Origin of the sequence: Brevibacillus brevis (genome assembly GCF_001039275.2) — a bacterium.
In the GTDB taxonomy this organism is placed as follows: domain Bacteria; phylum Bacillota; class Bacilli; order Brevibacillales; family Brevibacillaceae; genus Brevibacillus; species Brevibacillus brevis_C.
The window spans coordinates 3,741,744-3,755,245 of sequence record NZ_CP030117.1; the positions used below are offsets into that span (position 1 = coordinate 3,741,744).

12 protein-coding genes are annotated in these 13,502 nt (G+C 47.3%); all 12 read right to left on the reverse strand.

Annotated features, from left to right (window positions below; genetic code table 11):
• Positions 1-202 precede the first annotated feature (202 nt).
• A complete protein-coding gene (locus AB432_RS17730; RefSeq protein ID WP_048033408.1) occupies positions 203-2,581 on the reverse strand; it encodes an FtsK/SpoIIIE family DNA translocase in 2,379 nt (792 codons plus the stop codon).
• Between the two features lie 221 nt (positions 2,582-2,802).
• Positions 2,803-3,033, reverse strand: coding sequence for a YlzJ-like family protein (locus AB432_RS17735; protein ID WP_047067802.1), 231 nt, complete (start codon positions 3,031-3,033; stop codon positions 2,803-2,805).
• Positions 3,030-3,854, reverse strand: a complete 825-nt coding sequence (locus tag AB432_RS17740; protein WP_048033409.1) for a ClpP family protease — start codon at positions 3,852-3,854, stop codon at positions 3,030-3,032. The genes AB432_RS17735 and AB432_RS17740 overlap by 4 nt, the downstream gene beginning before the upstream one ends.
• A 123-nt stretch (positions 3,855-3,977) precedes the next feature.
• Positions 3,978-5,654 (reverse strand): ribonuclease J, encoded by a 1,677-nt coding sequence (locus AB432_RS17745; protein ID WP_048033410.1) that lies wholly within the window; start codon positions 5,652-5,654, stop codon positions 3,978-3,980.
• A 145-nt stretch (positions 5,655-5,799) separates the two neighbouring features.
• Positions 5,800-6,666: a 4-hydroxy-tetrahydrodipicolinate synthase gene (dapA, locus tag AB432_RS17750; RefSeq protein WP_048033411.1), complete on the reverse strand. Its 867-nt coding sequence runs from the start codon at positions 6,664-6,666 to the stop codon at positions 5,800-5,802.
• A gap of 55 nt (positions 6,667-6,721) precedes the next feature.
• Positions 6,722-7,948 carry an aspartate kinase gene (gene dapG / locus AB432_RS17755; RefSeq protein ID WP_048033412.1) on the reverse strand — a complete coding sequence of 409 codons (1,227 nt, stop codon included), beginning with the start codon at positions 7,946-7,948 and terminating at the stop codon, positions 6,722-6,724.
• 11 nt (positions 7,949-7,959) lie between these two features.
• Complete coding sequence (locus AB432_RS17760) at positions 7,960-9,000, reverse strand: aspartate-semialdehyde dehydrogenase (protein WP_048033413.1); 1,041 nt, start codon at positions 8,998-9,000, stop codon at positions 7,960-7,962.
• Positions 9,001-9,057: 57 nt separating this feature from the next.
• Positions 9,058-9,654: a dipicolinate synthase subunit B gene (locus tag AB432_RS17765; RefSeq protein WP_007719213.1), complete on the reverse strand. Its 597-nt coding sequence runs from the start codon at positions 9,652-9,654 to the stop codon at positions 9,058-9,060.
• Complete coding sequence (dpsA, locus tag AB432_RS17770) at positions 9,651-10,553, reverse strand: dipicolinate synthase subunit DpsA (RefSeq protein WP_017249282.1); 903 nt, start codon at positions 10,551-10,553, stop codon at positions 9,651-9,653. The genes AB432_RS17765 and dpsA overlap by 4 nt, the downstream gene beginning before the upstream one ends.
• 137 nt (positions 10,554-10,690) lie before the next feature.
• On the reverse strand, positions 10,691-10,951 hold the full coding sequence (locus AB432_RS17775) for a YlmC/YmxH family sporulation protein (RefSeq protein WP_048033414.1): 261 nt from the start codon (positions 10,949-10,951) through the stop codon (positions 10,691-10,693).
• Positions 10,952-11,023: 72 nt separating this feature from the next.
• Positions 11,024-12,277 carry a M16 family metallopeptidase gene (locus tag AB432_RS17780; RefSeq protein ID WP_048033415.1) on the reverse strand — a complete coding sequence of 418 codons (1,254 nt, stop codon included), beginning with the start codon at positions 12,275-12,277 and terminating at the stop codon, positions 11,024-11,026.
• Positions 12,278-12,389: 112 nt separating this feature from the next.
• Entirely contained in the window at positions 12,390-13,367 is a 978-nt protein-coding gene (locus tag AB432_RS17785) for a polysaccharide deacetylase family protein (protein WP_048033416.1), read from the reverse strand.
• Positions 13,368-13,502: the final 135 nt, after the last annotated feature.

Below are 13,502 nucleotides of genomic sequence, written 5' to 3' on the forward strand. Positions count from 1 at the left end.
GGTAGGACGTCAGACCTCTGATTCGTATGAGACTTAATAACAACAATTTCCGTCAATCTCTTAGAAATTTTACATGAGGGGCGAGTATCATGCAAGCCAAATATTTATGAATAATAATGCAAAATGATTAATTTCGACAGGGATTTTTCTCCTAAAACAGGAAAAAAGACCCTACCAGTACAAATACTGGCAAGGTCTCACTTTATGAAATATTACTTTCTATGGACGGGCGTGGAAGACGAACCTCACGAGGCTTGCTTCCCTCATATGGACCGACTACTCCTTGAGCTTCCATCATATCAATCAAACGTGCGGCTCGCGTATAACCGACACGGAGTCGACGCTGCAACAAGGATGCCGATGCCGTTTGAGCTTCTGAAACGATTTGGACAGCTTGATCGTACAGTTCATCATCCACGACTGGCTGCTGTTCCTCCTGCACATCACCGGGGATCATTTCTTCATTGTAGCGAACCTCTTGCTGTTCTTTCACAAAACGAACGACCTCTTCTACTTCCTTGTCGGATACAAAGGCCCCTTGAACACGAGTCGGCTTGGATGCTCCCATCGGCAGCGAAAGCATGTCCCCTCTTCCGAGAAGCTTTTCTGCTCCCCCCATATCCAGAATCGTTCTGGAGTCAGCCATCGAAGATACCCCAAAAGCAATACGGGACGGGATATTTGCCTTGATTACACCCGTAATGACATCTACGGAAGGACGTTGTGTCGCGATGATGAGATGAATTCCGGAAGCACGAGCCATTTGCGCGAGTCGACAAATCGCATCCTCTACTTCTCCCGGAGCTACCATCATCAAGTCAGCAAGCTCATCGACGATGACGACAATATAGGGTAGTGGCGTCCCTACCACTTGGGCATTGTACATTTCAATATTGCGGCTCCCTGTTTTGGCAAACAAATTATAACGCCGCTCCATCTCGGCCACGACCTTTTTCAATGCAACAGAAGCCCTTCTCGGGTCAGTAACAACAGGAGCCAACAAATGTGGAATTCCGTTGTACACATTCAGTTCCACCATTTTCGGGTCAACCATCATCAGCTTGACTTCTTCTGGTTTGGCCTTGAACAAAATACTCATGATCAATCCATTAATGCATACTGATTTTCCGCTTCCGGTCGCACCGGCTACAAGCAAATGGGGCATTTTGGTCAAATCTGCTACGATCGGCTCTCCGGAAATATCCCGGCCAAGAGCAACGGTGAGCTTCCCTGGCGCATCTTGATACTCGGGAGCTTCCAATACTTCTCGTAGGGATACAACTGCTACCTCCGAGTTCGGAACCTCGATGCCGATGGCTGATTTTCCTGGGATTGGTGCCTCAATCCGGATATCTTTTGCCGCCAATGCCAAAGCAAGGTCATCCGTCAAGCTGACAATCCTGCTTACTTTTACTCCTGTAGCAGGCTGAACTTCATATCGTGTAACAGCTGGTCCGCGATGTACTTCGGAAACCGTTGCATTGACCCCAAAGCTCTTCAGTGTCTGCACTAATTTCGCCGCATTTGAGGTATGATCGACGTCTTTTCCTGTAGAACTCGCCTTGGGTCTTGCGAGCATTTGTAGACTTGGCAGCTCATACGGTATGGTGTTCTGTTCTTCTCCAGTATCTATTGTACCGAAGATTTCTTCTTCTCCTTCGAGCGCAAACGTAATTTCCTGGTTCGTTTTCGGTTGTGTAGCTCTCGCTTGATGACTAGGATCAACCGGTTCCTCATCATCATCCAACGCAATGCGATCTGTAAAATCACGAATTAACGGGGCGTTCGGTTGCTGGACTTCTTCCACCTGAATAGCAGGCTGTGGATGAGATTTTTGCTCTTTTAACGCCGTAACTGCGATGACCTCGTTCTCTTCCTCCGATTGCTTATGCTTGCGAGCTTCTTCGGCTTCCTTTGCTTCCTTCTTTCGCTTCTCGCTCTCTTCCTGCAAAAGCTGTACAGAGTCCTTCACTGTATCCTTGGCCTTTCCGTAAAACAAAGCGAGCTTGTCCTTGGCAAACATCAAAATGTTTACATAAGAAAGATTGAACAGAAACATCAGTCCCACAAGGAAAAGGAAAACAATCACGAGACCAGTACCAATTGTTCCAACAAGACCATTTGTCACCGCAAAAAACAGGGCACCGACCATTCCTCCGCCTACCCCGGTGGTGGACACTTTCTGACCATGATCGAGCCAAATTCTGTCCCACGTAACCTTAATGATGCTTTGCTCTGCAAATTTTCCATCTGCGGTAATTTGTTTGTACAGAATCATGTGATCCCAGGTCAAAATCGCCACACCAATGAGAGCTATCCCTAAGACGCGGTAAGTAAGCTTCGGTGACTTTCTTGTAAACATCATATGTATGGCCATACCGATTAGCAGAACAGGAATGATGAAATCCCATGAGCCCGCAATAAACCGAAATAGAAGTGCCAGTACATTTTTGCCTAGCCATCCACTCTCCAAAAGCCCGATCAAGGACAGCACGATGATGAGAAGTCCCAGCAGCTCTATTTTGACAACTGAGGCCAATGCCGCTTGTGAACGCTCTTTTTTTCTCCTACTCAATGGCACGCCTCCTCCTCGTCATTACACTCGTTATGTACCGAATGGTAAGAAACCCTCTATCAAGGCCTTTTCAACGTGGAGCGACCGCGTTTTAGCGGAAAGTTTCCATGCGCTCCGGAATTTAATTTATAAATTCCTATTCGTTAAAAAAGGCAGCCGTCGCGTGTTCGGCTGCTGTTCGTACATTACTAGTATAACACAGGAAATTCATAGAAATACAGGACTTCTTAGGCGAGCCATTCAGGTTGAAACTGGATTTTTTGTCCCGGTGCGTACTGCTCCTTTAAGTAGTCTTGCGGATCTGGACTAATGAGCCTGACGATTTTTCCTTCAAACGGTCCGGTTTGCTCAATGAGCATCGTGGCGTGACCCACTGCGATCTCTTTCAGCTCTTGTTTTTCCACTTGCTCCATGTTCTCAAAAACCGTTTCCATCGGAATGATGGAGTATAAGATCATTGGAGTACACTCTCCTCACCTTTTTGCGCTTTGATCAGTTCATTCAGCTTTTTCAGCGCACTTCCAAGGCCACCGACTTCATCAATCAAACCATATTTCACCGCATCTACGCCAATCACATTGGTTCCGATGTCTCGTGTCAATTCACCGGTTCGGGTCATAAGCTCACGGAACTTATCTTCCGAGACATTGGAGTGACGGGAAATGAAGCTAACGACACGATCTTGCATTTTGTCCAAGTACTCAAACGTTTGGGGCACACCAATTACAAGACCCGTCAAGCGGATCGGGTGGATTGTCATTGTAGCCGTTTCTGCAATAAACGAGTACGAACCAGCTACAGCGATTGGCACACCAATACTATGACCACCGCCGAGTACGAGTGTGACTACCGGTTTGGATAAGGAAGAAACCATTTCCGCAATCGCCAAGCCCGCTTCCACATCCCCACCAACCGTATTCAAAATAACAAGCACGCCCTCTATTTTGCTGTTTTGTTCTGCCGCAACCAATTGAGGGATGAGGTGCTCGTATTTGGTCGTCTTATTTTGAGGAGGGAGCTGAATATGCCCTTCTACTTGTCCGATGATAGTCATACAATAAATATTGCTTTCGAGCTGCGGGACGTTTGTCTGACCCAGTTGCGTAATGGAATCGAGCAGTTTTTTCTTCGGATCTTCTTGTGCAGGTGCTTCTGACGGCGGCGAAGCTGCAGGCTCCTGATCATCAGTTGGTGATTGTGGCCGAGATTCCTTACTATTTACCGTTGTGTTTCCAAACGGTGGCCTATTTAGAAAATCGTTAAATTGTTGATTCGGCATGGATGATCCTCCCTCACTTTCCTCTGTAGTATGGATAAGGGGAGGAAAAATCATGCGCCCACAAAGCCAAAAAAAGCCAGAAACCCTTCTTCAAAAGGGTTTCTAGCTCTTTATCAAGTGATCCTACACTTCCATGATAATCGGCAAGATCATCGGACGTCTGCGCGTTTGCTCGTACAGATAGCGGCCTAACGACTCTTTTACGTTATTTTTCAGTGAAGACCATTCATTCACATTTTCTTCCATGCATTTGACAAGTGTTTGGGTCACTATGCGATTTGCCTCATCCAGCAACTCTTCGGATTCACGCACGTAGACGAAACCGCGAGAAATGATGTCTGGACCAGACAAAATCGTGCCATTTTGTTTGCTGAGTGTAACGACAACTACCAGTATGCCATCTTGTGACAGTAATTTGCGATCTCTAAGTACGATGTTTCCTACATCACCAACGCCCAAGCCGTCAATCAAAACATTGCCAGCATGGACTTTTCCACCGTAACGGGCCTTGCCCCCTAAGAATTCAACTGTATCGCCGTTATCCAGCAAGAACATGTTTTCTTCAGGAATGCCAACCTGTTCAGCAAGTAAGGCATGCGTTTTCAACATGCGATATTCACCGTGAACAGGAATAAAATACTTAGGCTTCATTAGGTTAAGCATCAGGCGCAATTCTTCTTGGCTACCATGACCGGAGACGTGGACGGTTCCGTTAGGTCCATGGCCACCATAAATGACATCTGCACCAATGCGCGATAATTGATCGATCGTACGCGCCACATATTTTTCATTCCCTGGAATGGGAGTGGCTGCAATAATAACAGTATCGCCTGGAAGGATGTCAATTTTCCGATGGGCGGATCGGGCCATCCGAGTGAGCGCGGACATAGGCTCTCCTTGGCTTCCAGTTGATAAAATAACGACTTGTTCAGCAGGCAATTTGTTGATTTCATCGATCTCAACAATCAATCCCTCAGGGACCAGCAAGTACCCTAAGTCTCTGCTGATAGTAATGACATTTTGCATGCTCCGGCCAACAACCGTCAATTTACGGTTGAACTGTGCTGCAGCGTCCACCACTTGTTGAATGCGGTGAACATTTGATGCAAACGTAGAAACAACAATACGTCCAGATGCTTTGCTGAACACATCCATGAGTGCTTTGCCCACTGAGCGTTCCGATCCGGTAAATCCAGGCCGTTCTGCATTCGTACTGTCAGAGAGCAAGCACAAAACGCCTCTGTCACCGATCATCGCCATTTTTGCCAGATCAGCCACCTGATTGTTAACAGGTGTTTGATCGAACTTGAAGTCTCCTGTATGAACGATGTAACCTTCTGGCGTATCCAGGCATACCCCTACACAATCCGGGATGCTGTGGTTTACGCGGAAAAAGGTCGCCTTCATCTTTCCGAGAACGACTTCCGAGTCGCTGTTGATCAATACGCGTTTTGTTTCGTTTAGGATGCCCGCTTCTTTTAACTTTGCATCAATTAAACCAAGGGTAAGTTTTGTCGCATAAACCGGGACTTTCAAATGCTTCAGCACGTAGCTGAGGCCGCCGATGTGGTCTTCGTGTCCATGCGTAATAATAATACCCCGAACCTTGTCGCGATGTTCCTCCAAGTAGGTGATATCCGGAATAACCATATCAATCCCCAGCATTTCCTCTTCTGGGAACTTCAATCCGGCATCAATCACTACGATGTCGTCACCGCTTTGTACCACGTACATATTCTTCCCAATTTCGCCGACTCCGCCCAGGGCGAAAACGAGAACAGAGTGATTCGACTTTGCCAAAACGTGTAACCTCCTATATTTAGTTGTCATGTCCACTCAAAAAAACCGCCCCAAATCACTTGTTCTTATTATACCCGAAGTGAAATCATGAACACAAGGAAAAAGAGCCATCCCGGGCAGGAATGGCTCTTGATCTTCTATGGAGTTAAACAAGCAGGGAATGCACGTATGCTTTTTCTTGTTCGTTCAGCTCGACTAAAGGCAGTCGAACTCCCCCAACTTGAACGCCGAGCTTTTCTAAAGCGACCTTGGTCGGTCCTGGGCTCGGATAGGCAAACAGGCCTTCAAAAATCGGCAACAGCTTGCGATGGAGTCTTGCTGCCTCCGTAAAGTTACCGGCAAAAAAGGCGTCCATCATGTCTGTCATTGGACGGCCAACTACGTGACTCGCCACACTGACAATGCCCACTCCCCCGATAGACAGGATCGGCAAGGTTAAACCATCGTCACCACTGTACAGCTCAAAACCTTCCGGAGCATGTTCAATGATTTGCGACATCTGCGACAAATTGCCGGAGGCTTCCTTAATGCATACTACATTAGGCAGTTCCGCCAAACGAAGTGTCGTTTCGGCAGTCATATTAACGACGGATCTTCCTGGCACATTATACAGCATCACCGGCAGCTCGGTTGCTTCCGATAATGCCTTGAAGTGTGCGTAAAGCCCTTCCTGCGATGGCTTGCTGTAATAAGGTGCAACCACCATGATAGCGTCTACGCCAATGGATTGTACAGCTTGGGTGAACTCAATGCTTGATGCTGTATCATTGCTGCCTGTTCCTGCAATGATGTGGCATCTTCCTTTTGCGTAGGAAACCACATGACGGAAAAGATCGAGTTTCTCCGTACGGGATAAGGTCGGTGATTCACCCGTGGTACCACTTAGTACGATTCCAGTTGTACCATTTGCAATCAAATAGTCAATCAGTCGCTCTGTTTTATCGTAATCGACCTGTAGCTGCTCATTAAAAGGTGTTACCATAGCGGTAACCAGTCGGCCAAAACGTGCCACTACCTCTCCAACTCCTCTTATTGTGATCAGTAGGTATTTTAGTCAGGATATGCTCTTACATATGTTGAACATGCAGGTTGAACTGCTGATGAAGCGCACGAACAGCCCTCACCATATCCATTTCATGCACGAGTACCCAGATGGTTGTATGGGAGTCTGCCGATTGAAGAATTTGAATGTCTTCTTGCGTAAGTGCCTCCACGATTCGCGCCATCACGCCCGGCACGCCCGTCATACCTGCACCAATAACGGACACTTTTGCACAATGCGGCAAAAGCTGCGGCTCGTAACCCATTTCCGTTAACAGACGAGCAGCTTTTTCTCCCATTTCATCATGGACCGTGTAAGCAACACCCATTGGGTTCACATTGATGAAATCTACACTGATGTTATTGGTTGCCATCGTTTTGAAGACTTGTAGCTGTGTATCGTAAGACCCTTCTTTGTTCGCGACCTTGATCTGCGTAATGTTCGGTACATGAGCAATTCCCATGACGACTCTGTCGTGTACAGTGTAGCCCAATTTCCCGATCTCCAGCATAGTCGTAACGAGTGTACCGGGGTCGTCCGAAAACGTAGAGCGAACACGAATCGGTACGTTTGCGTGCATCGCGATCTCCACCGCTCTAGGATGAATAACTTTTGCACCGAGGTGAGCCATGTTGCAAATCTCCGTGTAGGTCACCATACCGAGCCGCTGCGCTTCTTCGACGATACGCGGGTCCGCCGTCATGATGCCTTCCACGTCGGTGAAAATATCCACCGTTTCAGCCTTCAAGGCGACACCGAGAGCGGTTGCAGTCGTATCGCTTCCGCCCCGCCCCAGTGTCGTAATTTCCCAATCGGCTGTACGTCCCTGAAACCCTGGAACGATCACAACCTGACTTTCCTGCAAGTCCTGCAAAATACGGCTTGGATCGATCGACATAATTTGTGCATTCGTAAAGTCGTCGCTCGTCACAATATTTGCCTGACCGCCTGTCAAAATCGTTGCTTTAATTCCTCGTGCATTCAGCATGCTGCACATGACTGTAGCAGAGATGATTTCTCCGGTATGCATCAGCATATCCGTTTCTCGACTTGGCAGTTGGTTCCCATTCGCACGAACCAACTGCAAGAGTGTATCGGTTGCGTATGGATCACCTTTGCGACCCATTGCCGATACGACAACGACGAGGGCATAGCCCTCATCAATTGCTTTTTCCATATGGTAGATTGCCCGCATCCGGCAATCCTCCGTCGTCAAGGAAGAACCACCGAACTTCTGGACGAGAATCTTCACTAACCTCTCCCCTATACTCTTGCTTTTATGAGTTCTTCAGCGATTTGTACTGTATTCCATGCTGCACCCTTGAGAAGATTGTCAGAAACGATCCACATATGCAGTCCACGAGGATGATGGAGATCACGACGCACCCGGCCCACGAATACTTCCAGTTTGCCTGTTGCATCAGTAGCGAGTGGATACTGCTGTTCCTCCGGCACATCTACTAACACGACACCGGGAGCGTTTTTCAGCAGGGCCTTTACTTCTGCCAGATCGTAATCCTGTTTCAGCTCTACATATACCGACTCGCTATGGCCATAGACCACTGGAATACGTACGCAAGTAGCTGAAACAAGTACAGTGTCATCACCGAAGATTTTTTTGGTCTCATTGATCATTTTCATTTCTTCATAAGTAAAACCATTGTCGGTGAACACATCAATCTGCGGAATCGCGTTGTACGCAATCTGATGATGTACAGGCAATTTGCCTACGGGAAGTACGTTACACTGCGGTTCTTTACCATCCAAAATATCTCGACTTTGGTCGAGTAATTCATTGATCGCAGATTGACCTGCACCAGATACTGCCTGGTAAGTAGAAACGATAATTCGGTCTATACCAAAACGATCATAAAGGGGTTTTAGAGCGGCAACCATCTGAATCGTAGAGCAATTCGGATTCGCAATGATTCCATTATGAGCGAGCGCAGCATCCATGTTTACTTCTGGCACAACGAGAGGAACATCTGGATCCATCCGGAATGCGCTGGTATTGTCAATGACAACTGCACCATGACGCACTGCATGATGAGCCAGTTCCTTGCTGACCGATCCGCCAGCACTAAACAAGGCAAAATCAACCCCTGCAAAACTGTCTGGAGTTGCCTCTTCCAGTACAATTTCTTGCCCCTTGAAGGTGACTGTTTTTCCTGCAGAACGTCCAGAAGCAAGCAGCTTAAGCTGTTTGATTGGGAAGTTGCGCTTTTCTAATAGTTGAATCATCTGCTGTCCGACTGCACCAGTCGCACCGACTACAGCAACATTGAAAGTCAGTTGGTTTGCCATCTCTTACTCTCCTCCTAATCGCGAAAAAGCAGGTTAATTGTTTTTTCTGTAGTCTTATTAGTAGTTAAATCTTTCGATGAGCAAGGGTTGCAATTGTCGACCTTCCAAAGCTGCTTCGCATGTTTCCAATAAGAGATCCATACGAGCTACAAGCGAGTTCGGTTTTTTATCCGGGGCATCCTGCCCGAACGGTACGAAATACATATTTTTCGCGGCCAACAGCTTGGCAATATTGGCTGCATTTAATCCCAGACCATCATTGGTAGAAATGGCAATCACTATAGGTCGCAGATTACGCATCGTCGCTTTAGCTGCCATCAGTACGGCACTATCCGTAATGGCATTCGCCAGTCGACTCGTCGTACTGCCTGTGCAAGGCGCAATCAGCATGACATCCAACAACTTGGAAGGTCCCAACGGCTCAGCCTGAGGAATCGTCGAAATAAGCTCTTCCCCCGTCAGTTCCTTGATTTGTTGCTGCCAGCTTTGGGAAGTACCGAAGCGTGTATCCGTGGTCATAATCGTATTCGATACGATTGGTACCACCCGTGCTCCAGCATCCACAAATCGCTTAATTTGCGGCATGGTTTCCTCAAAGGTGCAATGCGATCCAGACAAACCAAATCCAATGGTCTTTCCCTGAAGCTTACTCATGTTGCATCCCCTCCTGGCGCTTTCCTTTGACCCGCAATAAGACGAGACAATGTTTGGGCTAAAATTTGTCCAGCGGTTTTCGGTGCAACGATTCCAGGTAATCCGGGAGCAAGAAGAGCTTTGATACCTCGTCTTTCAGCGTATCGAAAATCCGTTCCCCCTGGCTTGGAGGCAAGATCAAGAATAAACGCCGACTGAGGCATTTGAGCAATCACTTCTGCCGTGAGTAATAATTGCGGGATGGTATTAAAAATGAAATCAGCATTCGTAACCTGTTGCCTTACTTCGCTTATATGGAAGGGAGTCAATCCCATCTCATAAATGCGTGCCAAGTGTTCTTGACGTCTGGCCCCAACTCTTACGCGGGCCCCTAACGCATGCAATGCTCGAGCCATGGACAAACCTGTTCGGCCCAACCCCAAAACAATGGACTGAGATCCATGAATCGTAATATCCGTATGTTGAATCGCCATCATTAACGCTCCCTCTACAGTAGGGATAGAGTTATAGATAGCTACGTCATCACGATCCAAGAGCTCCACCAGAGGAAGCTGTGTGGAAGCCAACAGCTTTTTCAGATAAGGCTTCGCCATTCCCGTGTAAACCACGCAATGACTCGGCAGACTCGCCACATGTTCGTCTAGCAACTGCATTTGTTTGGAGCAGAAAATACTTTCCACGTATCCTTGGTCATCGGTCCCTACGATGGGTAGGATGAGGGCGTCCACGTCTTTCAACACATCGCATGTTAATGGTTTCTTCGTTGCCCCTGTAAAATTACTTTCCAGGTTGTCGAAGCCAACTAACGTGACGCTAGCATCCAGTTGTATGCATCGCTTAATGACTTCCAACTGGCGAGCGTCTCCGCCGATGAAGGCAACATGTATGCCCGTTAGCATGCTGCGTTCCCCTTTCCACACATTTTACTGCATTAAATGATCGGAACGCAAAGGTTTTCCATTTGGAAAAGTTGACGGAAATCCATGCGGTCTACCCCCATCCTATTCCGCTCCTGCTACTTCGGTGACAGAAGCGCCTACTTTTGCGAAGCTTGTGCCTCAGGCGCTTGAAGCTGGATGATAACCATATGTGGCCCAATTTTTACGATGGAGCTCCATGGGATCACGAGGTCCTCTCGCTTCTTGCCGAAACCAAAGAAACTGCCTCCTGGCAAGATGATGGATTGAATCGTACCGTTTTCAGGATGGATGATTAAATCGGAATCACTGATGACCCCCATTTTCTCCCCGTTGTCCAGTCCGATAATCTCCTTCCCACCCAACTCGCTTAAGCGCATGGAGAAGCCCCCTTTGTCCTTTCATTTACTGTTGATATACGCAAAAAAATCCGGGCTATGCCGGATTTTTGCTTACAACAAAATATCGTTCTTCACGTTTTCAGGGAAGCCGTCGAGTGGGCTCACCATCGCCATAGCCATCTTGGAACGGAACAGCTGCTGCGCCACAGCCAAGACAGATTCATGGGAAACTCGGTCAATTTTGGCGATGATCTCGTCTAGACTAAGGTGACGGCCCAGCAGGAGTTCATTCTTGCCAAGTCGACTCATACGGCTGTTCGTGCTTTCCAAGCTGAGCATCAGGCTGCCTTTCAACTGCTCTTTTCCTTTGTTCAGCTCTTTGTCTGTAATTCCATGATCAGCGACATCGCGCAGGACGCGCGAGACGATATCAAATACCTGTCCGACTTGCTCTGGTGCCGTTCCTGTATATACGTGGAACGTACCCGCTTCTTTATAGGACGAATGATAGGAATAAACAGAGTATGCCAAGCCGCGCTCTTCGCGAATTTCTTGGAAAAGACGCGAGCTCATGCTGCCTCCCAGCACGTTGTTCAGCAAAATCAAGGAGTATACTTCAGGATGCCCCACCTTAAAGCCAGGTAGTGACAGGCACAAATGCGCTTGCTCTGTCGCCTTATGATGAGCGATCACATTTCCAGCAAAGTCAGGTGTGGACAAGGTCGGCATACTGCCTGGACGCGAGAAAGTCTGAAAGCGCTTTTGAATGTCTTCAATCAAACTGTCTTCAAAGTTTCCTGCTACTGTAATCACCGTATTCGTTGGCAGGTAATGCTGATCAATATAAGCGAGCAAATCGTCACGTTTCAAGCTGCGCAGGACATCTTCCGTCCCCAAAATCGAATACCCCAGTGGGTGTGTGCTGTACGAAGCACGTGCAATCAAATCATGCACCAAATCATCTGGCGCGTCTTCATACATGCTAATCTCTTCAATGACGACGTTCTTTTCCTTTTCCAACTCATCGGCATCAAACACCGAGTTGAAATACATATCAGAAAGAACATCGAGGGCGATTGGAGCGTGTTGGTCGAGCACTCTTGCGTAATAGCAAGTATACTCCTTCGAGGTAAAGGCGTTCACGTTCCCACCAATCTCATCAAAGGTTTCCGCAATTTCCTTTGCAGAACGAGTTGTCGTCCCTTTAAAAAACATATGCTCGAGAAAATGGGAAATCCCGTTGTTTTTCTCGTTTTCATATTTCGAACCAGTCCCTACCCAGATGCCTAAGGCAACGGAGCGAACGGACGGAATCCGTTCCGTCACGATTCGGAGACCGTTATCACACGTATGATGTTGTATCACGTAAATCCTCCTCGGTTGTTCATCTGTCTCTACCCGAAACCTCGGGGAATTTCTTGTAAACACGTCTAACTATAGCAAACTTCCTTTGTCTCCACAATAAATGAACATGTATTTACGGTGACGGGAGTCTACGGCTCGAAATAACCTCCGAAACAGTCGTTGGCTGTAGCCCCTTCTTTTTAGCGATTGTCAGGAGTTGATCTAAACTGGCCTCGGAGGTAGATGTAGGATGCATGAGCACAAGGACACCATTGCCCATTTTCCGGCTTATTTTATTGATCACATAAGCAGGCGAAGGTTTCTGCCAGTCAATCGTATCTGCCGTCCATAGAATCGTATTCATTTGATAAGAAGAATGCGCGATCTGTACAACGCGCTGGTTAAAAGCACCAGATGGGGGGGCAAACAGGGAAGGCTTCACTTCCAGCGTTTTATAAATAACATCTTGCGTACGACTTATCTCTTGATGAATTCTCTGTGTTCCCAGTGTGTTCATATCGGGATGGGAATACGCGTGATTACCAATCTCATGGCCACGTGCCAAGATCTTTTTTGCTTCTTCTGGGTAACGTTTTACCCAAGAGCCATCCAGAAAGAAGGTTGTCTTTACCTTATGTTTATCGAGTGTATTGAGCATCGAATCGAGATACTCATTTCCCCAAGCCACGTTAATCATGAAAGAAATCGCTGGTTTATTCGGATTTCCTCGATAGATGGGCTGTGCTCCTAATTGCTCAAGCGAAACCGCTGGAGGTACTTCCTTGTATACCAGCAAATCTGGACTAGAAACACCAGTAGCCAGCATTTTATTAATTGATTCTTCTACATCCACTACACGGCCATTATAGCCCGGAATTGCCTTCCACGTCTGATCGACGACGGCATCTATCGGCTGTTCCTCTCTGCCCTCTTTCCACTTTTCAATCTGCGCCCGTAAACGCGCTTTTTCGTTTTCGTTACGATCTCCATTCACTACTTGGACATTTTTGATCGTGCTAATGTAATGATGAATAGGCTGATAATTCAAGAGAACGATCAGCGCTGCTCCATATATAACGATGAACAAAAGTCTCCTGGTCCTATTCGTCATTAGGGCGTCGCCCTCCTCTATCGATCGTACGAGTCTCTCTTGTCCAATGTATGAGAGGAAGGAACGACTTAGACATACGAAACGGGAGCATCCCGCATATAAAAGAAAAAAGCTTCCGTACACGAATTTCTTCGA